This window comes from Pseudomonas sp. LBUM1653 (genome assembly GCF_059716115.1).
Genome location: NZ_CP166803.1, coordinates 2260695 through 2282431, shown reverse-complemented (window position 1 = coordinate 2282431; position 21737 = coordinate 2260695). Strand labels below are relative to the sequence as shown.

The 21737-nt window shown below is 57.8% G+C and carries 18 protein-coding genes; 13 read left to right on the top strand and 5 right to left on the bottom strand.

What is annotated here, in order from left to right; all coding sequences use genetic code 11:
* Position 1: 1 nt before the first annotated feature.
* On the bottom strand, positions 2-1156 hold the full coding sequence (locus ACA054_RS10330; protein ID WP_497689292.1) for a hypothetical protein: 1155 nt from the start codon (positions 1154-1156) through the stop codon (positions 2-4).
* Positions 1157-1943: 787 nt separating this feature from the next.
* Between ACA054_RS10330 and ACA054_RS10325 the strand changes: the two genes are divergently transcribed.
* The 6 genes from ACA054_RS10325 (at position 1944) to ACA054_RS10300 (ending at position 8950) form a co-directional block, all read left to right on the top strand.
* Positions 1944-3110 (top strand): 2-aminoethylphosphonate--pyruvate transaminase, encoded by a 1167-nt coding sequence (locus ACA054_RS10325; RefSeq protein WP_497689291.1) that lies wholly within the window; start codon positions 1944-1946, stop codon positions 3108-3110.
* 270 nt (positions 3111-3380) lie between these two features.
* Entirely contained in the window at positions 3381-4724 is a 1344-nt protein-coding gene (locus ACA054_RS10320) for an MFS transporter (RefSeq protein WP_497689290.1), read from the top strand.
* 40 nt (positions 4725-4764) lie between these two features.
* Positions 4765-5592 (top strand): phosphonoacetaldehyde hydrolase, encoded by an 828-nt coding sequence (gene phnX / locus ACA054_RS10315; protein ID WP_138968062.1) that lies wholly within the window; start codon positions 4765-4767, stop codon positions 5590-5592.
* 75 nt (positions 5593-5667) lie between these two features.
* The gene (exaC, locus tag ACA054_RS10310; RefSeq protein ID WP_497689289.1) at positions 5668-7188 is read left to right on the top strand and encodes an acetaldehyde dehydrogenase ExaC; all 1521 of its coding nucleotides are present in this window, start codon (positions 5668-5670) and stop codon (positions 7186-7188) included.
* Between the two features lie 363 nt (positions 7189-7551).
* Positions 7552-8358, top strand: a complete 807-nt coding sequence (locus ACA054_RS10305) for a lytic transglycosylase domain-containing protein (protein WP_497689288.1) — start codon at positions 7552-7554, stop codon at positions 8356-8358.
* Positions 8359-8545: 187 nt separating this feature from the next.
* The gene (locus ACA054_RS10300; protein ID WP_497689287.1) at positions 8546-8950 is read left to right on the top strand and encodes a DUF6632 domain-containing protein; all 405 of its coding nucleotides are present in this window, start codon (positions 8546-8548) and stop codon (positions 8948-8950) included.
* Positions 8951-9012: 62 nt separating this feature from the next.
* Here ACA054_RS10300 and gstA read toward each other — a convergent pair whose 3' ends face one another.
* Positions 9013-9642, bottom strand: coding sequence for a glutathione transferase GstA (gene gstA / locus ACA054_RS10295; protein ID WP_497689286.1), 630 nt, complete (start codon positions 9640-9642; stop codon positions 9013-9015).
* A gap of 139 nt (positions 9643-9781) precedes the next feature.
* Between gstA and ACA054_RS10290 the strand changes: the two genes are divergently transcribed.
* Both ACA054_RS10290 and ACA054_RS10285 read left to right on the top strand, forming a co-directional pair.
* Positions 9782-10129 carry a winged helix-turn-helix transcriptional regulator gene (locus ACA054_RS10290; protein ID WP_497689285.1) on the top strand — a complete coding sequence of 116 codons (348 nt, stop codon included), beginning with the start codon at positions 9782-9784 and terminating at the stop codon, positions 10127-10129.
* Positions 10130-10210: 81 nt separating this feature from the next.
* Positions 10211-10621 carry a hypothetical protein gene (locus ACA054_RS10285; protein WP_497689284.1) on the top strand — a complete coding sequence of 137 codons (411 nt, stop codon included), beginning with the start codon at positions 10211-10213 and terminating at the stop codon, positions 10619-10621.
* Between the two features lie 20 nt (positions 10622-10641).
* Here ACA054_RS10285 and ACA054_RS10280 read toward each other — a convergent pair whose 3' ends face one another.
* Positions 10642-12768, bottom strand: coding sequence for a TonB-dependent siderophore receptor (locus ACA054_RS10280; protein WP_497689283.1), 2127 nt, complete (start codon positions 12766-12768; stop codon positions 10642-10644).
* Between the two features lie 403 nt (positions 12769-13171).
* Here ACA054_RS10280 and ACA054_RS10275 point away from each other — a divergent pair, with 403 nt between their 5' ends.
* The 4 genes from ACA054_RS10275 to ACA054_RS10260 all read left to right on the top strand — a co-directional run bounded on the left by ACA054_RS10275 (position 13172) and on the right by ACA054_RS10260 (position 17668).
* Positions 13172-13627, top strand: a complete 456-nt coding sequence (locus tag ACA054_RS10275) for an eCIS core domain-containing protein (protein WP_497689282.1) — start codon at positions 13172-13174, stop codon at positions 13625-13627.
* Positions 13628-13786: 159 nt separating this feature from the next.
* The gene (locus ACA054_RS10270; RefSeq protein WP_497689281.1) at positions 13787-14068 is read left to right on the top strand and encodes a hypothetical protein; all 282 of its coding nucleotides are present in this window, start codon (positions 13787-13789) and stop codon (positions 14066-14068) included.
* A 377-nt stretch (positions 14069-14445) separates the two neighbouring features.
* Positions 14446-15780: an MFS transporter gene (locus ACA054_RS10265; RefSeq protein WP_497689280.1), complete on the top strand. Its 1335-nt coding sequence runs from the start codon at positions 14446-14448 to the stop codon at positions 15778-15780.
* A gap of 1174 nt (positions 15781-16954) precedes the next feature.
* On the top strand, positions 16955-17668 hold the full coding sequence (locus ACA054_RS10260; protein ID WP_497689279.1) for a GntR family transcriptional regulator: 714 nt from the start codon (positions 16955-16957) through the stop codon (positions 17666-17668).
* Between the two features lie 9 nt (positions 17669-17677).
* On the opposite strand, the gene ACA054_RS10255 is transcribed toward ACA054_RS10260, so the two are convergent.
* Both ACA054_RS10255 and ACA054_RS10250 read right to left on the bottom strand, forming a co-directional pair.
* A complete protein-coding gene (locus ACA054_RS10255) occupies positions 17678-18628 on the bottom strand; it encodes a PDR/VanB family oxidoreductase (protein WP_497689278.1) in 951 nt (316 codons plus the stop codon).
* 68 nt (positions 18629-18696) lie between these two features.
* Positions 18697-19755 (bottom strand): Rieske 2Fe-2S domain-containing protein, encoded by a 1059-nt coding sequence (locus ACA054_RS10250; RefSeq protein WP_497689277.1) that lies wholly within the window; start codon positions 19753-19755, stop codon positions 18697-18699.
* A gap of 290 nt (positions 19756-20045) precedes the next feature.
* Here ACA054_RS10250 and ACA054_RS10245 point away from each other — a divergent pair, with 290 nt between their 5' ends.
* Positions 20046-21383: an MFS transporter gene (locus ACA054_RS10245; protein ID WP_497689276.1), complete on the top strand. Its 1338-nt coding sequence runs from the start codon at positions 20046-20048 to the stop codon at positions 21381-21383.
* Positions 21384-21737 lie beyond the last annotated feature (354 nt).

Sequence of the window (21737 nt, the reverse complement as noted above, 5' to 3'; positions counted from 1 at the left end):
TTTAATCCCACTCTTTTAGCAGATTAACTAAAGAGGGAGTTCCTTTCGCCGCAAAGAATTTTTTCCTGAAATAATACTCACAAGTCGATATTTTGTGGTCCGTCTGTTTCCGACTAGTGAATTCCTCATTCAGGGCAGAGAGGGATTTTTGAAGAGATGGATATATACTACATTCCTTTAATAGCTCCTCGATTGCTAAAAACACTAAATCCATGTACTCAAGCAGTTCTTCAATATATATCCGACATTCGCTCTCCGTAACCGCGCCTTTTCTAGCCAAAATAAAAAATTTGTTTCTGATTTCGTCGAACCCATTCACTCTATACATGTTTGAGTAAACCCATTTGTGATGCTTGTTCGTCAATCCTGTTAAGTAAGTAAAGCTCATTGTCGTCTTTAGCATCATTTCCCGGGCGACTTCGCATCCCATCCAGAGGTTCCCCGACTGCCAGCAGCCTTGAACATCTTGGAATGCATAAAACACAGGAAGCTTTTCTCGGTGAGCGACATAAATGTGTTTTTGCAAAGGAATTGTAGATTTTAGTTTATCGAATTTACATTCATTCTCTAATGCGCACCCGGTTAATGATCGATGAACTACGTTATTTTCACGTTCCGAAAGCACAGGACTATATAAAAACCGCTGGTCAGAAATTATTTCATCAAAGGCCTTCTCTATCTTGGCAGCAATCTCACCGACCTCAGCAAACGTGATGTAGTCAGTATCAATATGGAGGCTGGTACTGCCGTAAAAATCGGTAGTGTTGTGTACTTCATCATTTTTAGTGAGATAATGATAGTTAATATCTGTGACCAATGCATGCTGACGTGATTCAACATCCTTCGCTCGAGGCCTTTCTTCACATAGAACAATGCAATCAATATCAGAATGAATAGTTCCAATACCCTCAATCAAAGTTCCTGAAACAATCAAGATGCTCGTACTTTCCAAAAACACCTTATCTCGTAAATATTTTTTTGGAATCGAAACCCTTCCATCTAAAACCGAGATCTCTTGATCAGAAATTTTTGATTGCGAAGTTTTCACCAGAAATGTCATTGCGCCGTACCCCTGTACAAATTGCGAATTATTTTCGAACAAGCCCAAATCGACAACAACTTCATTACCTTTCTGCCAAACCAATGAAGCACCCAACCACACCCCACCCACACCCAGCACTAATTAACGTTTAGTAGCGCTCTGGCATGGCGGCGAGTTCATAATAACGACTCCTAAAACCTAGTCCGTTAAGGATGACTTTTCAATGCCTCATAGAAATTTCAGAAGCTACTTACAAACGTCGAAATCCCGTTCTTTGATGGGTGTAAGACACTTCTTTAAATTGAGTAAGATTGTGCCTACAGTCATTTAATTACTCTTAACAAACTCGCATTTGTAGTAAAACCCTCCTAACCACGAATCAGATTATTCCGTCGAGCAGGAAGCAGCTTCGCAGCCGCCGTCCTCTCACACCACCGTACGTACAGGCTCGTATATGGCGGTTCTGGTTATGCTGCAAAGTCGATTTATTGCTTTTCATCAGGCCAGGATTTCTCCTCGGGATTACTTCAGATTTGCTGTCACTCGCGACACCCTAGCCGTTGGCTACCCACCTCCCTTGCCGGGTTTGTAGAGGACATTCACCTCCAAATCATCAGCGTGGCCACCACAGCTGTACTGATTGAGCTATCGCGCAACGCGCCTTACCTGGCACACAAATAGAAAACCCCGCCTGGCGGCTGCCAAGCGGGGTTTGTGAGTTTCAACCGTCCAGTTATGGCATGAGTGTTGATTGGCGATATCGAGCAACGTGACCCTGTTTCCACTCATAAGCTCAGCTTGTTTGTGACATGTGATAAATCGATTTCAGTTATTTTTGCGCAGATGTTTTGATCACTCCATGCATCACTCCCCAACAAAAACAACACCGCCGGAGAAGATCATGACCAAAGCTGAATTCCCGACCCCACAAGCGCTGGCTACACCAGCCTTGGGTGAACCCTACCTGCTGACCCCAGGCCCATTGACCACTTCCAGGGCCACCAAGGAAGCCATGCTGCGCGACTGGGGATCATGGGACGTTGCCTTCAATCAAGTCACTGCCGAGGTTCGCCAGAACCTGCTGAGCATGGCGGGCGTAGAGGACGACAGCTTCGCCTGCGTGCCGTTGCAAGGCAGCGGCAGCTACTCGGTGGAAGCCGCATTGGCCACCGCCATCCCGCGTGACGGCAAAGCACTGGTGCTGATGAATGGGGCCTACGGCCAACGCGCCACCAAGACTTTGGAATACCTCGGTCGAGCCTTCATCACCCTGGACAAAGGCGATTACCTGCCGCCGCAGCCCGAGGAAGTCGACGCCTTGCTCAAGGAGCACCCGGACGTCACCAACGTCTTCATCGTCCATTGCGAAACCAGCTCCGGCATTCTCAATCCGCTGCGCGAAATCGCCGATGTGGTGAAGGCGCATGGCAAGAGCCTGATCATCGACGCCATGAGCTCCTTCGGAGCCGTGCCTTTGACGATCAATGAAATAACGTTCGACGTGGTGGTGTCCTCTGCCAACAAATGCATCGAGGGTATTCCGGGGTTCGGTTTCGTCATCATCCGCCGCTCCGTGCTGGAGGCCGCCAAAGGCCGCGCCAACTCACTGAGCCTGGACCTGTTTGAGCAGTGGGTGTACATGGAGCGCACCGGCCAATGGCGTTTCACCCCGCCGACCCACAGCGTCGTGGCCTTCCATAAAGCCCTGGAGCAACACACGGCCGAAGGCGGCGTGCATGGCCGACTGGCACGCTACACGCGCAATCGCGATGTACTGGTCGCCGGCATGCGCAAGCTTGGCTTCAAAACGTTGCTCGAAGACCGTTGGTTGTCGCCGATCATCACCACGTTCTTCAGTCCGGAACATCCGAACTTTGAGTTCAAGCGTTTCTACGATGAACTCAAGGCCCGCCAGTTCATCATCTACCCCGGCAAGCTCACAGTAGCCGACAGTTTCCGTATCGGCTGTATCGGCCAGATCGACGAATACATCGTCCATCAATTGCTGCGCGCCATCGCCGACAGTCTTGTGGCGATGAACGTCGACATGCAATTACCGGCGGGCTGACCGCCCCCTTTAAAGGTCTTTGTCATTCGAGCACAGGTGCAATGGGTAGCACCTTTGGACAGGGATCTTTTTTCAACATGGATTCGCTGACTGAACGCCAGGTAGAGCCGGGCAAGCGTCAGCGACCGCGTCAATTTAATGCTTAAAGCTGGATGCCACCTCACTGCCATCTCATCGATGTCGTGTGCGTGGACAGACTTTCTGTACCGAAAACAAAAACAAAATCCATTACTTTGCGCTGTCTGGCACCACATACGGGATCAGAACACCATGAACAACAACGCTACAAGTCCTCTCGCAACTGGCTGGAAATCGCTCCAGCGTTGGCGCGTGCAAGTTTTTCTCATCACCTGGGTGGCGTATGCCGCCTTCTACTTCACCCGCAAGGCATTTTCTGTCGCCAAACTGGGTATTGGCGAAGACCCGGACTTCATGCTCGAAAAAGCCATGATGGCCAATCTCGACGCCCTCTATCTGACGGCGTATGCCGTGGGACAGTTTCTTTGGGGCAACTTCTCTGACCGCTTCGGCCCAAGGGTCGTGGTACTGAGCGGGCTCGTCATTTCGGCGCTGGCCGCGCTGCTGATGGGTACCTACGCCACCCTACCGATTTTCGCCTCCTGCATGCTGGTCCAGGGCCTTGCCCAGTCCACCGGTTGGTCGGGGCTGTGCAAGAACGTCGGCAGTTTCTTCAGCACCAGTGAACGTGGCCGCGTTCTGGGTTACTGGAGCACCTCCTACGCCTTCGGTGGTCTGGTCGCCACACCGTTTGCCGGTTGGTGGGCCTACAACCACTACCACGACTGGCGCCTCGCGTTCATCAGCAGCGCCGTGGTGGTACTGGTGGTGGCGGTGTTGTTCTTTTTCCTGCAACGCAACAAACCAGAAGACGTCGGCCTGCCCCCGGTCGAGATCGAAATCGAACCCGTCAGCAATGTCGTGGTGCCGCGCGAAAGCATGTGGGCCGGCTTGCGCACGGTGATGAAAAATCGAACCGTGCTGGTGCTGGGCCTCGCCTACTTCATGCTCAAGCCAGCGCGCTACGCCATCCTCCTGTGGGGGCCGGTGATCATCTACGAACGCATGCCCGAGATCGGCAAGGTGGCCTCCGCCATCGTCCCCACCTCGTTTGAACTGGCTGGCCTGATCGGTCCGATTCTCATCGGCATCGCCTCGGACAAGTACTTCGGCGCCCGTCGTATCCCCGTCTGTGTCCTTAGCCTGGTGATCCTTACCGTCTGCCTTGCGCTGTTCGTTCCGGCCATGCAAAGCGGCAGCCTCTACATCGTGGTCGGCCTGCTGTTCATGATGGGCCTGTCGCTCTACGGCCCGGACTCGATGCTCAGCGGCTCGGCGGCGATCGACTTCGGTAGTAAAGATGGAGCGGCCTCCGCCGCAGGCTTCGTCAATGGCTGTGGTTCGGTAGGTGCGGTCCTCGGCGGCTTGCTGCCGGGTTACTTCGACACCATCACCGTGTTCCTGGTATTCACCGGCTCTGCACTTCTGGCCAGTTTGATGTTGGTGCCATTCTGGAACAGTCGCCCGAAAACGCTGGAAAACAACGAGCTGACCTCGCCTGCGCTGCAACCGGTCATTGTCGGCACCAATTCCTGAACCCGAACTCATCACTCATTCCATCACTGGAGCAATCATCATGCACTACAAACAACCTTCCCAATTGCAAGCCGTGGTTCTGGACTGGGCGGGCACCGTCGTTGATTTCGGTTCTTTTGCACCGACCCAGATTTTCGTCGAAGCCTTTGCCGAGTTCGGCGTTGCGGTTTCCCTGCAGGAAGCTCGCGGGCCGATGGGCATGGGCAAGTGGGACCACATCCGCACGCTGTGCAACGAGCCACAGATTGCCGACCGCTACCATGCCGTCTTCGGCCGGTTGCCCACCGATGATGATGTCACCGCCCTCTACGAGCGCTTCATGCCGCTGCAGATCGAAAAGATCGCCCTGCACTCGGCGCTGATTCCCGGTGCGCTCGATACCATCAATGGCTTGCGCGACAAGGGCCTGAAAATCGGCTCCTGCTCCGGTTACCCGGCCGTGGTCATGGAAAAAGTCGTGGAGCTGGCGCGCAAGAATGGCTATGTCACCGACCACGTGGTGGCGACCGACGAAGTGCCCAATGGGCGCCCGCACCCGGCGCAAGCCTTGGCCAACGTGATTGCGCTGGGGATCAGCGACGTCGCCGCCTGCGTGAAGGTCGATGACACCTGGCCCGGCATTCTCGAAGGTCGAAGCGCGGGGATGTGGACCGTCGCGCTGACCTGCTCCGGCAATGCACTGGGCCTGACCTATGAAGAATTCAAGGATTTGTCCCTGGAGGAATTGGCCGAGGAACGCGCGCGCATCATCAAGATGTTCGAAGGCTCACGCCCGCACTACTTGATCGACACCATCGTTGATTTGCCGGCGGTCATCGAAGACATCAATGCTCGTCTGGCACGTGGAGAAACCCCTCAGGGCTCCTGACCCTGTTGGGCTTGCGCAATTGACAGTGGCCGTCCCAAGGACGGTCACAACCAAAAATAACAAGAGAACGCCACCATGAACTACGCCCACCCTGGCACTCCCGGTGCCATCGTTTCCTTCAAGGCACGTTACGGTAATTACATCGGCGGCGAGTTCGTCGCGCCTGTCAAAGGTCAGTACTTCACCAATACCTCGCCCGTGAATGGCGAACCCATTGCCGAATTCCCGCGCTCCACGGCTGAAGACATTGAAAAGGCCCTGGACGCTGCCCACGCCGCCGCCGATGCCTGGGGCAAGACTTCGGTGCAGGCTCGTTCTTTAGCGCTGCTGAAAATCGCCGACCGCATCGAACAGAACCTGGAACTGCTGGCCGTCACCGAAACCTGGGACAACGGCAAAGCCGTGCGCGAAACCCTCAACGCCGACATCCCGCTGGCCGTGGACCACTTCCGCTACTACGCCGGTTGCATTCGCGCGCAGGAAGGCAGCTCGGCCGAAATAAACGAACACACTGCGGCCTATCACTTTCATGAGCCGTTGGGCGTAGTCGGGCAGATCATCCCGTGGAACTTCCCGATCCTGATGGCCGCGTGGAAACTCGCCCCGGCCCTGGCCGCCGGCAACTGCGTGGTGCTCAAGCCTGCCGAGCAAACCCCGCTGGGCATCACCGTGCTGGTCGAACTGATCGGCGACCTGCTGCCACCCGGTGTGCTGAACATCGTGCAAGGCTACGGCAAAGAAGCCGGCGAAGCCCTGGCCACCAGCAAGCGCATCGCCAAAATCGCCTTCACCGGCTCGACCCCGGTCGGTTCGCACATCATGAAATGCGCGGCCGAGAACATCATTCCGTCCACCGTGGAGCTGGGTGGCAAGTCGCCGAACATCTTCTTCGAAGACATCATGCAGGCCGAACCGTCCTTCATCGAAAAAGCCGCTGAAGGCCTGGTGCTGGCGTTCTTCAACCAGGGCGAAGTCTGCACCTGCCCTTCCCGCGCCCTTGTGCAAGAGTCGATCTACGACGAATTCATGCAAGTGGTGATGAAGAAGGTCCTGCAAATCAAGCGTGGCGACCCGCTGGACACCGACACCATGGTCGGCGCCCAGGCGTCCGAGCAGCAATTCGACAAAATCCTTTCGTACCTGGAAATCGCCAAGGGCGAAGGCGCCGAGCTGCTGACCGGCGGCAAGATAGAAAAACTCGAGGGCAGCCTGGCGACTGGTTATTACATCCAGCCGACCCTGCTCAAGGGCACCAACAAAATGCGCGTGTTCCAGGAAGAAATCTTTGGCCCGGTGGTGAGCATCACCACCTTCAAGGACGAAGCCGAAGCCCTGGCCATCGCCAACGACACCGAGTTCGGCCTCGGCGCCGGCCTCTGGACCCGCGACATCAACCGCGCCTACCGCATGGGCCGCGCGATCAAGGCCGGTCGTGTCTGGACCAACTGCTACCACCTGTACCCGGCGCACGCCGCGTTCGGCGGATACAAGAAGTCCGGTGTCGGTCGTGAAACCCACAAGATGATGCTCGACCACTATCAGCAGACTAAAAACCTGCTGGTGAGCTACGACATCAATCCGTTGGGCTTCTTCTAAAAAACCGGGGCGGCACGGGATTTCCATGCCGCCCTTCCCACCGCCTTCGCGAGCAGGCTCGCTCCCACAGGGATTTTGTCGGACCGCCCACGCTCACTGTGGGAGCGAGCCTGCTCGCGAAGGCGTCCTGAATGACACAGCACTCACGCCCGGGCAAGCCGGAACGTCGCGTCGTGCGAGCAATCAAGCCTGCGCTTCGCCCGGGAACGCCGGCAGCCCGTACGTCAACGCAAGTTCCAAGGCCGGTTACAAGGGGTATAACTGTCAGAACAAAAGGCGGGTCACCCGGAATAGGCCCTCCAAAGGCAGCGCCCGGGCCAGGCGCTCCAGGCCTGATCGGCGCCGGCGGCGCGGAGCGATGTAATGAGTTCCAGTGCATGGCGATGGGCTCGCAAGAGCCTTCTTGGCTGCATCGAGCTGGCCTTGCTGGTCACTCCACTGTGCGCCAGCGCCATGTTCAAGTGCCAGGCCGGCGACGGAACCATCAGCTACACCAGCCAAGCCATCGCCAGCGCCCGCTGCACTCGCCTCAATGACATGGCGGGCGCCAGTATCGGCGCCAAGACTGTTGCCCAGCCACGGGTTGTGCGGAACGACGACTCAGGCGCGGTGCGGGTTCGGGTGTACACCTTCGTCCACAGGGGTGTTCGTCAATATGTGAGCCGGCGCCCCGTCGGGATCTCCGCACGGGTCGATGTCCTTGAGCTCTATTACATCAAGGGCTGCTATCTGTGCATGGCGCCGAAGGATTTCAAGGTCGCCTCACTGCGCCTGGACACCCAATCCTATCGGCGTGAGATCGAAGCCGCTTCGGGTCAATATGGTGTCGACAGGGCGCTGGTCCGCGCAGTGATACATGCCGAATCGGCGTTTCGCCCCAACGTCATTTCCGTAGCCGGTGCCCAGGGGCTGATGCAGTTGATGCCCGCCACCGCCGAGCGTTTCGCCGTGGACAATCCGTTCGACGCACGACAGAACATTCGTGGCGGCGTGCGCTACCTGGCCTGGCTGCTCAAGCGCTTCAACGGCAACCAGGTGCTGGCGTTGGCAGGCTACAACGCCGGCGAAGCGTCCGTGGTCGAGTACAACGGGGTGCCTCCCTACGCCGAGACGCAATCCTACGTCACCCGCGTGCAGTCCTTGACCGAACGCTATCGCAACCATCGCTAGTACCGTAGGGCGCAAAATCCGGAATACGCCGGGCGGGGAATGGCTCAACCGAACTTCCACGCTCACCGGTAGCTATCGCCCGGCCTAGTCAGGGGTTAGACGACAGAACAAGGAATGTTATCCACCAAGCCCGTGAAGGCGACAGGTACCTTGACACGTACCGGTTAGGCCCAAAGAGGAGTCCGCCATGACCGTAGTCGATCGCCTCAGGTATTTGCGCGTCGTTCTAGTTTTGGCTGGCCTTGCGTGCCTTGCTCTCTACCCACTTATGTTGTTCTGGCCGTCCGGCTGGGCCTGGCACGTCGGTCACTCGGACTACCCGATGATGATCGTTGGCATCTACGCCACACTTGGAGTGTTCTTGATCCTGGCCGCTCGTGATCCATTAGCCAATCTGAGCCTAATCTGGTTCACCGTGTGGTCTAGCGCCGTACACGGAGGAATCATGGCCGTCCAGGCGGTCTCCCAGCCGGGGCAAATGGGGCACTTGGCAGGTGACGTGCCGGCGCTCTTCATCGTGGCGGTTGCCTTGGCCATCTTGACGCCCCGCTCGCAATTGGCCGCTAGGCCCCGGACACACAATGGGGCCTAAGAGGAGGTTTGACTGTCGGAAAAGGGGACCTGAACACAGCAGCGCCTCTTGGCGTCTCATCATCATGCCAGTCCCTCTGCCTGCAGTGCCTTTTGCACAGCAGGGCGCTGACGCACCCGGCCGTACCAGGCCTGGAGATTCTTCAGGTCGTCGAAATGAATGCCGGCTTTGTAGTATGAAGTCAGCCAGTGCGCCTGCCCCCATCCCGTCAGGGCGAAAAGGTAGGCATCGGCGACCGTGAACGTGTCGCCAAGCAGAAACTGACGGTCAGCCAGTTGTTGATCTATCCACCCAAAGCGCGCCTCCAGCCTGGGCCTGGCAGTGTCCACATACTTGCCCGCCAGCCCGGCATACAGGAGAGGAATGAAGCCCTTGTGAATCTCCGACGACAAAAAACCCAGCCATTCCTGGAGCCGATACCGTAGCAGCGTGCCATTGCCGGGAGCCAATCCCGATTCGGGCTTCTGGTCGGCCAGATACTGCACGATCACCGAACCTTCCCGAAGCCTGGTTCCATCTTTCAACTCAAGGATCGGCACATAGCCGAGGGCATTTACCTCGTAATAGTCGACGTCACCGTCCACCCTGTGATTGCGGTGATCAACCTTGAGCAGCGTGACATCAAGCCCCAGTTCATTGATCACGATATGCGGGGAAAGGGAGCAACTGCCGGGCATGTAGTAAAGCTTCACGAGCGATCTCCTAATGGGTCCGTTACATCACCAGAAAGTGATGAATGACCATCTTAGGGATAAGGTATATAAATGGAAGAAGGCACTTTTTTATCATCTAGGTACATAAAATATACCTGCCATACCCTGGAAAAACGCCATGAAGAAGAATGTGACGGGCTGTTCCGTGGAGGAAGCCATGCGCCTGCTAGGTGGCCGATGGCGTCTACTGCTGGTGTCCTATCTGCTCGACGGACCGAAGCGGTTTAATGAGTTGCGCCGAGATGTCCCGGGCATCTCGCAACGGATGCTGACCCTGGACCTGCGGGCACTTGAGGAAGTCGGCCTGGTAAAGCGCACGGTCTACCCGACAGTTCCCGTCAAGGTGGAGTACGAGCTGACCGAGGAAGGCAACCGGTTGCGGCCCGTCGTCAGCGTCATGCGCGACTTTGGTTTGTGGCTCAAGCAGAGCGGGAAAACCCTGATGCCGGTTGATCAAGAGCGCTAGGCTCGATCAGTGCCGACACTCTTCGCTACTGTCTGCCCATGCAGAGCACCTCCCATTTTTTTATCTCCAAAGGAGCCCGCCATGCCCTTGGGCAAACGTGAACTTGCACGGATCGAGCGCCGCTTGATAGCGACACTGACCGACGCCTGCGAAACAGCAAAATCTGAAATCAAAGGTTTTACCTGGCTCACCCATACGGCTGATTTGAACGCACTTGCCCAAACGCTGAAGGTGACCTGGGTATTCGAAACGCTGGCCGACAAAAAGCTCGCCCAGGCTAACGCGAAAGTGCGGATTCTCGAGCTGACGGCAATCGCGCTGAACGAGGCAAACATCGATCTGGAGCCTTCGGATCATACTGTCCGATTCGACTCTGAGGAGGAGTGCCAACGCACCCATGGTGGCGATTGGCAGAAACGCCTGGCGCCATCAGGCGTGACCAGGGGTCTTGACCCGCTCACTCACCCGCCCAGCGACGCGGCGGGCGAGTGAATGTGCTACATCCCGTTGAGTTACAACGTGTAGGAAATACCGACCTGAACCGTCCTCGGCGCACCAGGGTAGGCATAGACATTGCCAAAGGCGCCTTCTTCATAATCTCGGTCAAACACGTTCTTCACATCGAGATTCAGCCTGACCTTGTCGTTGATTTTGTAGAAGCTGAGCAGATCGACGACGGTGTAACTGCCCATCGAAAAGGCCGTGTTCGCCGTCTGGCCTGCACGTTCATCGACGTACTTGCCACCCACACCCAAACCCAACCCCTTTAGATTGCCATCCTGGAATTCGTAAACGTTGAGCAGGCTGAAGCTGTTCTTCGGAATGTTCATCAGCCGGGTGCCCGGCTCGATCACGTTGTCCTTGGTGACCTCGGCATCGACATAGGCATAGCCGCCAATCACCCGCCACTCCGGGGTTACATTGCCAGCCACGTTCAGGTCAAAGCCACGGCTGCGTACTTCGCCAGCCGCCACGCTGAAGGTCGAGTCCACGGGGTCGGTGGTCAGGACGTTGCGTTTTTCAATCTGGTAGATCGCCGCGTCCACACTCAGCTGACGATCCAGCGCTTCCCATTTGATACCCATCTCATAGGACTTGCCCTTTTCCGGGTCAAAGCCGCCACCCTCTCGGCTGGCCCCGCTATTGGGTTTGAAAGAGCGTGCGGTATTGGCATAAACAGCCACGGTATCGGTCAGGTCATACAGCACGCCGAGACGTGGCGTCACCGCATTGTCGCTCGCTTCCCAGCTCCTGCCACCCGGCACGAAGGTTTCGTAGTCATGCTCGAAGCGCTCGAAACGGGCACCCGCCAAGACTTTCAAACGCTCAGTCAACGCCACCTGATCCTGGACGAAGGCGGCGTAGGTCTTGAGATTTTCCTTGTCGTCAGTCGGCGTGCGGGTCAGGGTTGGACGCGGCTGGCCATACACCGGGTTGAAGATATCGATCGGGTAGGCACTCACCGCCCCGCTGGAGCGCTGGATGATGGACTTGTAGTCGTAATCCTCGTACTCGACACCGGTCAGCAAGGTGTGATCGAAACCACCGTAGGAGAAATGCCCGGTGAGGTTCAGTTGGGTGTCCTTGTCCGTCCACTCCAGCTTGCGGTAGTTGAAGTTGCGCCCCAGCGTGCGGCCGTCGGCAGCGACGCCGTTCGCTTCAATGGCGTTGCCCTGCAAGGTGCCATCGAGCCACTGAAAACCACCGCCCAATGTCCAGTTGTCATTCAGGAAGTGCTCGAAACGCAGCTGGGCCATGTTGTTGTCGTTGTGCAACTTGCCAACGTCTTTTTCACCGAAAAACGTGTCGCGCGACGCGGTGCCAATCTGATTCGGATAGCGTGTCAGGCCGCGATCCAGCGGGTGATTGTTGCGCATGAAATCGCCTTCGAAGATCACCTTGGTGTCGTCGGTGGCCTGCCACGAAATAACGGGCGTCACGCCATAACGTTCGGTTTCCACGTGATCGCGGAAAGTATCACCGCCCTCTCCCACCACATTCAGGCGATAGGCCAGGCGGCCCTCTTCGTCGAGCGGGCCAGAGGCATCCAGCGTGCCACGCTGCATTCCCTGATCATCGAGTTGGCTGCCCAGCGTGACGGTGCGCTCGGCCAGCGGCTGCTTGGAGACCACGTTGAACGTGCCGCCAGGATCGCCTCGGCCGTAAAGAGTGGTCGCAGGGCCGCGCAATACTTCAAGCCGCTCAATGCTGTTCGCATCCGGCATGTTCGGATAACCACGGTTGATCGGGAACCCGTTGCGATAGAACTCACCGGTGGTAAAGCCACGCACCGTGAAGGTGGTCAGCCCCTGGCCACCGAAATTATTGGCCCGTCCCACACCGCCGGCGTAATCGAGCGCGTCCTGCAACCTCGTTGCACTGATGTCCTCGACGACATCCTTAGTCACCACGCTGATGGACTGGGGAGTTTCGTGAATCGAAGTGTCGGTACGTGTTGCGCTGGCAGAACGGGTCGCTCGATAGCCGTCCACTGGCCCCGTGGCGCTTTCAAGGTCAGCGGTGCCAACGATGTCGGTCGCTTGCAACTCCAGACCGGTTGCAGCGGTTGTCGCTTGCTCCGCCCAGGAGGAAGTGGAAAACGCCTGAAGGACACAGATAGACAGCAGAGTACGACGCATCTAGGAAGCCTTGAGAGAATAGCCAAATGGGACGGCATACATGCCAATAAAATTGCGGCGCATGGTATACCGTATCACCAGCTTTTGATAGGTATTCTCATTCATACTTTCGGGGTCAATGGTCTGAAAAAACCAAAGGTCCAGGGAATCGAACGTCGTTACAGCGGTCGAAAACGTGACAGGACAACGACGCGAGATGCTCCTGCCAAATCACCATTACCTGCGGGAGACCCCATTGTCAGCTGTCTTCCTACGTCAAGTTTTGCGCTTGGCGATTCCGCTCTTGTGCGTTGGCACTTCGTCTACTGTTTTCGCCTGCCCGGAAGGCCAGTACCAGGTTTGTGTGGTCGCCTGTTTTTGTGCTCCAGGCTCCAAAGAGGACACCGGGGAGATCTTCGAAAACATGAACCAGATAGCGGCCGCTGGGTTAGAGAACTGGATCGTTCAATCGCGCAACACCGCGGCAACCGGCGATGTTCGGACCATCCCGCTGAATATCCGCGCCCAGCTCGAACCCTACTACGACATCCAGGTACTCGATTCGGCCCGCTACAAGGTCGGCGATGATGAAGAGTTGAACGCCGCAAACACCATGCTGCAGAATCCCGATATCAATGCAGTCACGCTTGTAGACATCATCGTCTTTCGCAGTCAGGACGATGCGCTGAACAACGTCGCGCTATGGGCACATGAGTTGAAGCACGTGCAGCAGTACCAGCAATGGGGCGTCAGCGAGTTTGCCACTCGCTACACCCGTGACTACACAGCCGTCGAGGCGCCCGCCTACGAGATTCAAACCCAGGTAGCCAAAGCGCTGAGAGCCAGTGTGGCCCAGCCAGGGCCTCCTCCAGATCAGTGAGCTCAATGGGTTGAAAGCCACTCTGTTGCATCGCCCGGTTGAATCCGCAACCAAAGGCTGGCAATGGATGGAGCGATGGGAAATGACAGCTAAGCTTCCTTCTACTGTCGGGCGGTCTATTCAAACCCAGCCCTTCACAACAGCCTCGGAGAGGAGCCAATGAAACGCATCGTCATGCTCATCGCGATCTCTTTGCTTACCACTGCTTGTCAGAGTGATAACGGCGTCACCCGACTCGACAATTGTGTCTGCTATAAAACGGCCGAGGGACAGAAAACCCAAGCATCACCCATGGCCTGGCAAGACCCAGAAACGTTGCGGGAACAATTCTCCCATTGCGTTTGCCGAGCCTTGGTCGACCTGAAGAAGGCCGATGATCCCAATCAATTTTTCGTGCCCGGGACTCAAATAAGAACGGAAATGAAAACGAAAGCAAAATAGGGATCTGGATCTTCGTCGGCGCCAGAATTGTGCGTTGTACCGAACTCACACCCACCTCAATGGATCCTTTATTAAATAATATCTAAGCCGCCCGATAATCGAACACTTTATTAAATACACTAAATTATTGATTTATAACGATTTTGTTACGATATTTGAAAACTATCGATAAACAACCATCTAAACCCACTTTTCAATGGATCCATATATTGATTGACTGGCACTGTACGGTGTCAGGTACAGCGCCTGCCCGCTCATAAAAATAACAAGGGTTTCGGGATGAATGACTTCTCAATCGGGCTCGAGCTTCGGCTTGCACCCAGCAACGCGAGTCTTTCTCGCTTTGCCTTTACCCAGCCTCTTCTCGAGGGGCAGCCATGAGTGTCGATCTCAAGCGCGTGGTAGATGAGCGCCCCATGGCGCACTTCCAGTGGTTGGCCGTTGGCATCTGTATTGTCCTGAACATGATCGATGGCTTCGACGTGCTGGTGATGGCCTTCACGGCCTCATCCGTGTCCGCCGAATGGGGCTTGAACGGCGCGCAGATCGGGCTGCTGTTGAGTGCCGGATTGTTTGGCATGGCGGCGGGTTCTCTGTTCATTGCGCCGTGGGCGGATCGCTATGGTCGCAGGCCATTGATTCTGCTTTGCCTGCTGCTCTCAGGGGCCGGCATGCTGTTGTCGGCCTTGAGCCAGACGCCGGTGCAACTGGCGCTGCTGCGTGGTTTGACCGGCTTGGGTATCGGCGGGATCCTGGCCAGCAGCAATGTGATTGCCAGTGAATATGCCAACAAACGCTGGCGGGGGCTGGCGGTGAGCCTGCAATCCACCGGTTATGCCTTGGGTGCGACCCTGGGCGGGCTGTTGTCGGTGTGGCTGCTGACGCATTTTGGCTGGCGTTCGGTGTTCATATTCGGAGGCGCCGTGACCCTGGCGGTGATTCCTCTGGTGCTGCTGTACTTGCCTGAATCCCTGGACTTCCTGATCGCCCGCCGCCCCGAGAATGCCCTGGCCCGCATCAATCGACTGGCCGCCCGCCTCGGCCAGCCAGCACTGCGCGAACTGCCCGCCGCCATCTCGGCGCCGATTTCCGGCCGTGGGCGCCTGGCGCAGTTGCTTTCGCCTGATTCACGGCGCACCACCCTGCTGATCTGGCTGCTGTTCTTCCTGGTGATGTTCGGCTTCTACTTCGTGATGAGCTGGACGCCGAAGCTGCTGGTCTCGGCAGGGCTATCGGCACAGCAAGGCATCAGCGGCGGCGTGCTGCTGAGCGTCGGCGGTATCTTCGGCGCCGCGCTGATTGGCGGCCTGGCCTCACGCTGGCGGCTGACCCGGGTGCTGTCGCTGTTCATGCTGATTACCGCGGGCCTGCTGGTGCTGTTCGTCGGCGCCGCTTCATCGGTATCAATGGCACTCGGCCTGGGTCTGTTGATCGGGCTATTCGCCAACGGTTGCGTGGCGGGCTTGTACGCACTGTCGCCGATTGTTTACGACGCTTCAGTGCGAACCACGGGGGTCGGTTGGGGCATCGGTATCGGGCGCATCGGCGCGATCCTTTCGCCGACCGTCGCCGGCCTGTTGCTGGACAGCGGTTGGCAGCCACTGCACCTGTATGGGGTGTTTGCCGTGGTGTTCGTGATTGCCGCCGCCGTGTTGCTGCAACTGCGGCCCAATGCCCCAGTGCAACCGGGTGCCGAACTCAGCAAGGCCTGATCCAAACGCAAAGAGGTAGCGAGGCCCCCCCTCGCTACTGACTTCATCCTCCAGGAAAACAACAATAATGACTTACTTCTCCCTCCCCGGGCCCTGCTCGGCGGTGCAAACACCACCAACCGTCGCAATGCTGTTCACTTAAGCATGGGGTTGAATATAAGTACTGGATTGGGGGGATATCCATTGCTGTGGTAACGGCCACTTAGGGTTTCGCCCTTACGGCGACTCACTTTTCCAAACGCCGGAATGCCGGCCCAGCGAAAAGTAAGCAAAAGGCTTTGCCCCACCACTCGGTGCCTCGCTGTGGCTCGGCATGCCCTCACTCCGGCATTGCTCCGTGGGTCGCCGCGATGGGCCATCCCTGGCCCAGCGCGGCTAAACCGGCGTCCTGCCGGTTTACCCACTGCGCAATGCCTGCGTTCGGCCATCGTGGTTAACGGGGCGCCCAAATCTAAAGCCAAAGCGAGGCGGCCTGATAGCCGACCTGACTTTTACGGCTGTACCTGATTCCCTGTGGGAGCCAGCCTGCTGGCGATGGACGTCAACGATAACGCGCACTGTCTGGATGAACGCGTTGCCTGGAGGTTTTTCGCGAGCAGGCTCGCTCCCACAATTGGATCGCGGACAGACCCGCAATCAGGTCGGCTTTAAGGCCGCCTCGCTCTGCTTTGGCTCTTGATTTTCTTGCCCCATCGAGAGGCTTCGTTCCGGTTCTGCGCAGTGGGTAAACCGGCATGGATGCCGGTTTAGCCGCGCTGGGCCAAGGATGGCCCATCGCGGCGGGCTCTGTAGGAGCGAGCATGCTCGCGATGGTCGTCAACGATGACGCTGGGCACCAGACACCCCACGGTGTTCTCAGGTTCATCGCGAGCATGCTCGCTCCTACAGGGCTCTTCCAAGTGACTCGCTGTAAAAGCGAAACCCTAGGTGGCCGTTACCGCAGCACCGGATATACACCCAATCCAAATATGCACCTGCATTCCCCCAACCTAAAGTGAACAGCATTACACCAACCGTCGCAGTTTCAACAGTGACTTCGATCAGACCCGCGTGATCGTGAGCTACCCGCTGTTACTCTGATCCTTGCGCCAGGGGCGCTTGTCGCCCCTGTATCTCCCCCTCCTTCCCCCCTCCTTGCGTTACTATGGCGAACCCCCCTCTGGAAGTCGCCTGCATGAGCAAACCGGGTCAAATGGTGCTAGTCGCATTGCGCAAAATGATCGCCTCGGGCGAGCTGGCGGCCGGTGAACGGCTGATGGAGATTCCGACGGCGGAACGCTTCGGCGTCTCGCGCATGCCGGTGCGCATGGCCTTCCTTACCCTGGAACAGGAAGGCTTGCTGGTGCGCCATGGCGGACGGGGCTATCAGGTACGCTCGGTGAGTGCCGACGATATCGCCGGAGCCGTGGAGGTGCGCGGGGTGCTGGAGGGTCTGGCGGCGCGGCAGAGCGCCGAACGCGGATTGAGTGAGGAGGCGCAGGTGGCGCTGCGCGAATGCCTGGTGCAAGGCGATGCACTGTTCGACAAAGGCTACGTGACAGAAGAAGACCTTGAGGCGTTCCATGACCTCAACATGCGTTTTCATCAGGTGATCGTCGAAAGCAGTGCCAACCCGGCCATTGCCGAAGCCTTGGCGCGCAACGACCATCGCCCCTTCGCTTCAGTGTCGGCGCTGGCGATCGATCGTGAAGACATGACGCGCGAATACCGGCGCTTCAACTTTGCTCACATGCAGCACCACTCGGTCTTCGACGCGCTGGTCAGCCGCCAGGGCGCACGCGCTGAAGCCATCATGCGTGAACACGCCAATGCAACACTGCGTTACGCCGAAGTATTCGGTGCGATCAGCAATAGCGAACGGGTGAAAGTGATCGCGCGCGGCGAATGATCGACTGGTTCAGAGGTCCAGCACCAATAACGCCGATCTGGACCTCGAACAGCAAGGCGTGAACTGATCATTTGCAGCCTGCTCTTCCTCGGTAAGAAACAGGTCACGGTGATCGGGCACCCCTTCCAGCACACGGGTCAGGCAAGTTCCACAGATGCCCTGTTCACAGGAAAGCGCAATCTCGACACCGTGACTTTCCAGCACCTGAACCACCGTCTTGTCGGCCGGAATGTCGAACACCTGCCCGCTGCTGCCAAGCTTGACCTGAAACGCCCCATCGGCTGCGGTATCCACCGGCGCTGCGGCGAAGTATTCACGGTGCAATTGCCCATCGCTCCAGCCCTGGGCCCTGGCGCTGTCGAGCACATGCTGCATGAAACCTGACGGGCCGCAGACATACAGGTGCAAGTCAGGCCCCGGATTGGCCAGCACCCTGGCGGCGTCCAGGCGCGAATCGGCTTCTTCATCGAAATGCAGGTGCACGCGATCGGCAAACGATGCCCCTTTGAGTCGCTCGACAAAAGCCGCACGCTCACTGGATCTAGCACAGTAATGCAGCTCGAAATCGGCGCCGCTGTGGGCCAGTTGCTCGGCCATGCAGAGAATCGGGGTGATGCCGATGCCGCCGGCGAACAACAGGCTGCGACGCCCCTCTGCCACCAGCGGGAACAGGTTGCGCGGTTCACTGATGAACAGCCGATCGCCACTGTTGACCTGCTCATGCAGGCTCTGGGAACCACCGCGCGAGGCGGCATCCTTGAGCACGCCGATCAGGTAGCGATGACGCTCTTGCGGGTGATTGCACAGCGAGTACTGGCGGATCAGTCCGCTGGGCAGGTGCACGTCGATATGGGCCCCGGCACTGAAGCCGGGCAATGCCCCGCCTTGTGCACAGGTCAACTCGTAGCTGCAAATATCCAACGCTTCGTTGTTGCGGGATGTCACGACGACTTCAATCATGGCGCACCTTCAAGACCGGCCACCGCAGTGGCCGCGAACAGGATCAATGGGGGTGGACTGGCGCTTCGCTATTTGGCCGTGGCAATCAGCTCGACAGCGGGTGCTCGCTCACGGGCGATGAGGCGTTCCAGCACGCGCCTGGATTGCACGCCACCGGCATCGATATTGAGCTTGAGCAAGTTGCGCTCGGGATTGGCCAGCAGGTTTTTCTGCTGCTGTTCGAGCATGTCGAGGTCTTCGCTGAAAATCTTGCCCTGGCCCTCGCGGATGGTGGCGGTCAGGGCTTCGTCGTGGGGATTGAAATTGCGCGCCATACCCCAGAAGTACCAGATCGACGTGTCGGTTTGCGGGGTAATGAAGTCGACCACGATGCTCGCGGCCTTGTATTGCGGCTCGGCGTTGTAACCGCCCTTGCCGGCGTGGGCCACGCCCACCTCGATCAGGACGTGGCTGGGCGGACTGAAACGGCAGATCTGCCAACGGTCTACCGGCACGTCGTCGGCCAGGTTGTTGCCACGCAGGGCCATGCGCCAGAACGGCGGCGCCATGATGTTTTCCATGTGCCGCGCAGTGACCACTTCATCACCCTGGACGGTGGTGACCGGCGCCGCTTCATCGATCTCTTTCTGGCCGATGCTCGAGGCGTGCACGTAGGTTTCGTGGGTGAGATCCATCAGGTTATCGATCATCAGTCGATAATCGCAATTGATGTGGAACAGCCCACCGCCGTAGGCCCACTCATCGCTGACAGCCCACTCCAGATGATGAATCAGTGCAGGGTCAGCCTGGTCCTGCTCACCAGGCCAGACCCAGATAAAACCGTAACGCTCTTCAACCGCGTAAGTCTTGTTGCACGGAAAACCCCGTACGCGCTGGCCTGGCATTTCGACGGTCTTGCCATCACAGCCCATCACCAGGCCGTGGTAGCCACAAACCAGGTTGCCATTCTCGACATAGCCAAGCGAAAGGGGGGCGCCGCGGTGTGGACAAAAATCCTCGACGGCGGCTACGCGCCCTTCATGGCCTCGATAGAACACGATTTTCTCACCGCATATTTGCCGCCCCAGGGGCTTGGAAGCGATCTCGTCGGGGGTGCAGGCGACATACCAGGTGTTTTTCGGATACATAAGATTCTCCGGGACAGGCTTGTTTTTATGGATCCATTGAATCGGAATAACCTGATATTCGTCAAGCTTCTTGCGGGAAATCAAAGCTTAATGGATCCACTAATGCCAAAGCAGTGAGTTTCAACCTGTCGAATTCTTGTGCAGGTGAAGCCGATCCCAACCCTCTGGCTGAGCCGTGCTGATTTCTGCATGACGTCGGTACTGACTACGTGGATGACACTTTTGAAGTAAACCGCTGCAGCGCCTGCCTCGATAATCGATAGCTTACTGACGAACTGTCGAGGTCAAGCATGACGAGCACAACTACGGAACAAGTCAGCCCAAAAACACTGAGAAGAGTGATTGTGGCCGCCGGCATCGGCAATTTCGTCGAGTGGTTCGACTTCGCCGTCTATGGCTTTCTGGCCACGACCATCGCCCAGCAATTTTTTCCCAGCGGCGATGCCAGTGCCGCGCTGCTCAAGACTTTTGCGGTATTCGCCGTGGCGTTTGCGTTTCGGCCCCTTGGCGGGATTTTCTTCGGCATGCTGGGCGACAGGATCGGCCGCAAGCGCACCTTGGCGATGACGATTCTGCTGATGGCCGGTGCGACGACCTTGATCGGCCTGCTACCGACTTATGCCGCGATCGGGGTCACGGCGCCGATTCTTCTTTCCCTGATCCGTTGTGCCCAGGGTTTTTCCGCCGGGGGAGAATACGCAGGTGCCTGTGCCTATCTGATGGAGCATGCACCGAGTGATAAACGCGCCTGGTACGGCAGCTTCATTCCGGTGTCGACCTTTTCCGCCTTCGCCGCAGCAGCCGTGGTGGCCTACGCACTCGAGGCGTCCTTATCGGCCGAAGCCATGGGTAGCTGGGGCTGGCGCCTGCCGTTCCTGATTGCCGCGCCGCTGGGCCTGGTGGGTCTTTACCTGCGCTGGAAGCTCGATGAGACACCGGCATTCCAGGCGGTGACCCAAGAACATGCCGTCGCCCATTCGCCGCTCAAGGACACTTTACGCAACCATGGTGCGGCCATCTGTTGCCTGGGCGCCTTCGTGTCGCTCACGGCGCTGTCGTTCTATATGTTCACCACCTACTTCGCGACCTACCTGCAAGTCGCTGGTGGCTTGAGTCGCGCAACAGCGTTGCTGGTGTCACTGATTGCATTGCTGTTCGCGGCGGCGATCTGTCCGCTGGCCGGACTGTATTCGGATCGGGTCGGGCGTCGAATAACGGTGATGACGGCGTGCGCCTTGTTGATTGTGGCCGTGTATCCATCGTTCCTGATGGCCAGCTCCGGCTCGTTCGCAGCGTCCGTCGCTGGCGTCATGCTCCTGGCTGTGGGCGCGGTGTTGTGTGGCGTGGTCACGGCGGCCTTGCTCTCGGAAACCTTCCCGACCCGCACTCGATACACCGCCTCGGCGATCACTTACAACATGGCATATACAATTTTCGGCGGCACTGCACCGCTGGTGGCGACGTGGCTGATCAGCACCACCGGCAGCAACCTGTCGCCGGCGTTCTATCTGATCGCGATTGCATTGCTGGCGCTGGCGGGTGGATTGGCATTGCCGGAGACGTCGAGGATTTCCCTGCATGACGTGCAGGCGCAGGGGAAAGGTGCAGGTGTGCGGGCTGTGGCCTGAAGCACTACTTGACTGCCTGTAACCCCCTGTAGGAGCGAGCCGGCCCCGGTCGGCATTCCGACGAAAAATGTCCAGACAACGCGTTCTTCCAGACAGGGCGCGTTATCGTTGACGTCCATCGCGAGCAGGCTCGCTCCCACAGGGGGTCAGGTACAGCCGTAAAAGTCAGGTCGGCTTTAAGGCCGCCTCGCTTTGGCTTTGGATCTGGGCGCCCCGTTAACCACGATGGCCGAACGCAGGTATTGCGCAGTGGGTAAACCGGCAGGACGCCGGTTTAGCCGCGCTGGGCCAGGGACGGCCCATCGCGGCGACCCACGGAGCAATGCCGGAGAGAGGGCATGCCGAGCCTAAGCG

Excerpts from the sequence above, each read along its gene's own strand:
- ACA054_RS10325 (WP_497689291.1), top strand. The coding sequence starts at position 1,944 with ATGACCAAAGCTGAATTCCCGACCCCACAAGCGCTGGCTACACCAGCC.
- ACA054_RS10320 (WP_497689290.1), top strand. The coding sequence starts at position 3,381 with ATGAACAACAACGCTACAAGTCCTCTCGCAACTGGCTGGAAATCGCTC.
- phnX (WP_138968062.1), top strand. The coding sequence starts at position 4,765 with ATGCACTACAAACAACCTTCCCAATTGCAAGCCGTGGTTCTGGACTGG.
- exaC (WP_497689289.1), top strand. The coding sequence starts at position 5,668 with ATGAACTACGCCCACCCTGGCACTCCCGGTGCCATCGTTTCCTTCAAG.
- ACA054_RS10305 (WP_497689288.1), top strand. The coding sequence starts at position 7,552 with ATGAGTTCCAGTGCATGGCGATGGGCTCGCAAGAGCCTTCTTGGCTGC.
- ACA054_RS10300 (WP_497689287.1), top strand. The coding sequence starts at position 8,546 with ATGACCGTAGTCGATCGCCTCAGGTATTTGCGCGTCGTTCTAGTTTTG.
- ACA054_RS10290 (WP_497689285.1), top strand. The coding sequence starts at position 9,782 with ATGAAGAAGAATGTGACGGGCTGTTCCGTGGAGGAAGCCATGCGCCTG.
- ACA054_RS10285 (WP_497689284.1), top strand. The coding sequence starts at position 10,211 with ATGCCCTTGGGCAAACGTGAACTTGCACGGATCGAGCGCCGCTTGATA.
- ACA054_RS10280 (WP_497689283.1), bottom strand. The coding sequence starts at position 12,768 with ATGCGTCGTACTCTGCTGTCTATCTGTGTCCTTCAGGCGTTTTCCACT.
- ACA054_RS10275 (WP_497689282.1), top strand. The coding sequence starts at position 13,172 with ATGAACCAGATAGCGGCCGCTGGGTTAGAGAACTGGATCGTTCAATCG.
- ACA054_RS10270 (WP_497689281.1), top strand. The coding sequence starts at position 13,787 with ATGAAACGCATCGTCATGCTCATCGCGATCTCTTTGCTTACCACTGCT.
- ACA054_RS10265 (WP_497689280.1), top strand. The coding sequence starts at position 14,446 with ATGAGTGTCGATCTCAAGCGCGTGGTAGATGAGCGCCCCATGGCGCAC.
- ACA054_RS10260 (WP_497689279.1), top strand. The coding sequence starts at position 16,955 with ATGAGCAAACCGGGTCAAATGGTGCTAGTCGCATTGCGCAAAATGATC.
- ACA054_RS10255 (WP_497689278.1), bottom strand. The coding sequence starts at position 18,628 with ATGATTGAAGTCGTCGTGACATCCCGCAACAACGAAGCGTTGGATATT.
- ACA054_RS10250 (WP_497689277.1), bottom strand. The coding sequence starts at position 19,755 with ATGTATCCGAAAAACACCTGGTATGTCGCCTGCACCCCCGACGAGATC.
- ACA054_RS10245 (WP_497689276.1), top strand. The coding sequence starts at position 20,046 with ATGACGAGCACAACTACGGAACAAGTCAGCCCAAAAACACTGAGAAGA.